At 37.5% G+C, this 4308-nt stretch carries 1 protein-coding gene and 1 pseudogene; one reads left to right on the top strand and one right to left on the bottom strand.

Annotated features, from left to right (window positions below):
- A pseudogene (locus tag DB891_RS17220) lies at positions 1 to 1204 on the bottom strand (glutamine synthetase III); the annotation flags it as partial.
- A gap of 1264 nt (positions 1205 to 2468) precedes the next feature.
- Here DB891_RS17220 and DB891_RS17215 point away from each other — a divergent pair.
- Positions 2469 to 4308, top strand: a 1840-nt coding sequence (locus DB891_RS17215; RefSeq protein ID WP_189337166.1) for a SprB repeat-containing protein, incomplete at its 3' end; no start/stop codon positions are given.

Here is a 4308-nt window from a genome sequence, read left to right as displayed (position 1 = left end):
ATTTTTCCGACAACGTTTAATTTTAAATCGGTTTTCTCTTCTGGAGATAATTTTCCGGTAGTAACACCTTCTAATTCGGCCAAAACTTTAGTCAATTGCTCTCCAATAAATACAGAGATAATTGCCGGTGGTGCTTCATTTGCTCCCAATCGGTGATCGTTACTGGCAGAAGCGATTGCTGCTCTCAATAAGGATTCGTTATCATTTACCGCTTTGATGGTATTGATAAAGAAAGTCAAAAACTGTAAATTACTCATTGGCGTTTTACTCGGACTTAACAAGTTTACCCCAGTATCTGTAGCCAATGACCAGTTGTTGTGTTTTCCGGATCCATTTACTCCCTTGAAAGGTTTTTCATGGAACAGTACTTTAAAATCATGACGTTCGGCCACTTTTTGCATCACATCCATCAACAAACAGTTATGGTCTACTGCAAGGTTTGTTTCTTCAAAAATTGGAGCCAACTCAAATTGGTTTGGAGCGACTTCATTATGGCGTGTTTTTACGGGAATACCCAATAACATACACTCTTGTTCTAAATCTCTCATGTAGGTTAAAGCGCGAGTTGGGATGGCGCCAAAATAATGGTCGTCTAATTGTTGTCCTTTGGCAGAGGTATGTCCCAATAAAGTTCTTCCTGTCATCATAAGGTCAGGACGAGAATTAGCCAAAGCTCTGTCTACTAAGAAATATTCCTGTTCCCATCCTAAAGTTGCAGTAACCTTTTTTACGTTTTTATCAAAATACTTGCATACTTCGGTAGCCGCTTCGTCCATGACCGTTAAAGCTCTCAATAAAGGGGTTTTATAATCTAAAGCTTCCCCTGTGTACGAAATAAAAACTGTTGGAATACATAAAGTGGTTCCAAAAATAAAGGCGGGAGAGGATGGATCCCAAGCGGTATATCCTCTGGCTTCGAATGTATTTCTAATGCCACCATTTGGAAAACTGGAAGCATCCGGTTCTTGTTGTACCAATTGTGCTCCGCCAAATTTCTCTACTGGATCACTTCCGTCATAAGAGGTTTAAAAAAAGCGTCATGTTTTTCGGCAGTAGAACCAGTAAGCGGCTGAAACCAGTGGGTATAATGGGTAACTCCTTTAGACAGTGTCCATTCTTTCATTCCCATAGCAATATAATCCGCTAATTTTCGGTCTATTTTAGTTCCATGCTGAACGGCTCCTTGTACTCCTTTAAAAGCATCCGAACAAAACGGATGCTTTTTTTATTTATTACTGTCCCGTACGATCCAAAAAGAAGAGGCAGTATTATATTTTGTCATTCAATAAAAATTATGGAGATGAAAAGTAATCGCCAATAATGTAAAAGTACGTTGCTTCAGCTTTAGAATGAAATGTGAAACGAAATCATTTTAACTTTTGTCCCAAATTTTTGCATACACGTTTACCTCAAACTTTTGATTCTTGCTAGAGTAAATTTTGATAAAGCAGGTTGTTTTGAATAGATTTCTGCTTCGTATTCTAGGATAAAAATGGAGTGGAAAAAGTGCTCAAAATTAGAATAAAAGCCTTTAAAAAATCGGCACTATATTTAAACTGATTTTTTTTGATTTTATATTAACAGTACGATACTTAACAACTTGATAATAAGTAAATTAACAAATAAAATAGTATTTTAAAATTGTCATTTTCGCATAATACTATTCTTATAGAGTATGTAGTTCGTCGATGAAAATTGAATATTGTCGTTTTTTTTTTGTTAATTTTCGCACTCCTTTGTGTTAATAAATTACTTTTAATAGGAATTAATTTTTAAGATAATTTTAGGTTGTTTGTAAAGCAACTGTTTAGTTAACAAAAGGATTTGTTGTTATGTTTTTTTTAACAAAATTGCTTTTGGTGATGGGGTACTTCATAAAATTAATTTTTATGAAGGGGCATTTTTAAACAAGTTTTCTCCCCAAGTTTGAAAACTTTTGTTTTGTCCTACTTTTATAAATTTCAATGCTAACTGTTTTAATTAGAGTTTTTAAGGTTGCTCTTTAGCAACAATCTGGTTAATAAAAGAATTTAGTTATTGTTCCCCACAATAGAATATCTTTTTGATGATGGAGTACTTCATGTAAATTAAGTTTAATGAAGGTGTTTCGTTTCTGCACAAGTTTTCTCTCCAAGTCTGAAAACTTTTGTTTTGTCCTACTTTTATAAATCTCAATGCTAATTGGTTTAATCAGAGTTTTTAAGTTTGCTCTTTAGCGACTATCTGGTTGATAAAAGAATTTAGGTATTGTTCCCCACAATGGTATAACCTTTCGATGATGATGGAGTGCTTCATAATACTGTTTATGAAGAGTGTTTGTTATACAATACATTATAGCTCCAGTCTGTAATTTTTTAATTTTTGGTGTTAAAAAAAAATATTTATGAAACAACACTTTTTAGGTTCTCGAAACCCCATTTTCTGCTGATGCTTCCTTATTAATAATTATGGACTTAAAACAAATTATTATGAAAAGCTTTATTTTTTATACGATAAAAAGTGTGCAAGAATATTGTTTCGCTTTTGCTTGGCGTTTTAACGCGGGCCTCTCGAGTTTTTTTGTGACGAATGCGTTTGCTAAAAAGCTCTTTTTTTATGGTACGTTACTGCTTTTAGGGATTGGTTTTATTCCCAATTCCTATGGGCAAGATGTCGGTTCGTCTGCTGTCAAAGCCAATTTTGGTATTGACGGGGGTGTTTATTCAGGCGTGTTTGAGTTTCAACCTAATCCAGTACCTAATCCACTTATTGATGGAGTAAATACTGATGATTGGTTTTTGGGCGCAAGCGGCTTAGGGGTGATAGATGAGATCGGCGCTAATCCGAAATCAAACACTATACCGACCACTAATACATCCTTTGAGCTAAGACAATCGATATTTGCTCCTACCGCCCCATTTCCTTTTCCTGTGGTTCCTCTTGCAGGGTATGATTCTAACAATCCTGCAACCTGGACAGGAAAATACCTATGGCTGGATGCGGTTTACGGAAGAGATACCTACGTAAAAGGTGGTAATGCTGAAACATCCTATTTTGCAGGTACTGGAGACAAGAATTCAGATAACCCATCTACTTGGGCTATCGGGACTTCCGGTAGTGTTCCTCAAAAAGATGACATCATTGATGTGTATGCGCATTTAAGGGGGGAAGGAATTAGAATTCCCGATCCAATTACTGACCCACCAACTGGAAACCCAAGACCCTTTACAACGCTTTGGGCTTACGCAGGAGCTTCTTTAGTGGTTACCAATGGTAACAAGCACGTCGATTTTGAATTCTTCCGCACCGCATTAGAAACACCGGCAGACTTGTCTGTTCCTGGAGCGACCGGTCCTGATGGAGGTCGTACCGCATTTACTTTTAATACTGACGGTTCTGTTGCGATTCCGGGAACCATCATTATTTCGGTAGATTACATCAATGGGGGAAATGTTCCTTCTATCAGGGTCAGAGTATGGATGAGTCAAGCGACTTTTGATGGATATACTACAAAGTCCGCAAGCCCTTTTAATGTTGATAAAAGTGTAGCTTTCGAAAAAGGAACAGATTCAGGGAATTACGGTTATGCTGCCATTAATCCTACAGTAGGGGGTGTAAATATGTGGGGTAGAGTTAATGATGATTTTGCTACATTTGAAAATTCTCGTACACAAGCACCACCATGGAATACATGGGAAGGAACTACGCCAACAGATGTAGATATGTATACACGATATCAGTTTGTTGAAATAGGCATCAATCTTACCGCTTTTGGATTGGATAAACGTGGGACACTAGATCCATGTAGCAATGTATTGGGTAGTTTATTGGTTAAAACCCGTGCTAGTGGTGGTGGTCCAAACGAAGGCGCTTTTGGCAGTGAGTTAAAAGATTTTGCCGGTCCCTACTTATTTGGGAATACCGTAGATGTTTTACTCGATTTGACAAAAACGGATTTAAGTTGTAATGGTGGAACAGACGGTACTATAACAGCTACCTTTAGTGGTGGTATAGGTGCGTTTACAATCAACATAGACGGCGGAACATTTACATCAGCAACTTCACCGAAAACGTTCACTGGTCTGGCAAGTGGCGAACATACGATAGTGGTGAAAGATGCGAATGGCTGTTCTGAAACAACTAAAATTACCATAGGTGAGCCAACAGTAGTTGTCGCCACCGATGACCATACCAATGTAAGTTGTAATGGTGGAAATGATGGTTCAGTTACACTAACCTTCAGCGGAGGAACACCTGGTTACACGGTAGAGTTTAATGGAGTGGGCGGATTTGTTTCCCAAACATCATCAAAAACATACAGCGGTCTTG

The organism is Flavobacterium laiguense, assembly GCF_003097655.1.
Taxonomy (GTDB): domain Bacteria; phylum Bacteroidota; class Bacteroidia; order Flavobacteriales; family Flavobacteriaceae; genus Flavobacterium; species Flavobacterium laiguense.
Note: the sequence above shows the minus strand (reverse complement) of the source record. Positions and strands in the feature narration are given on the sequence as shown.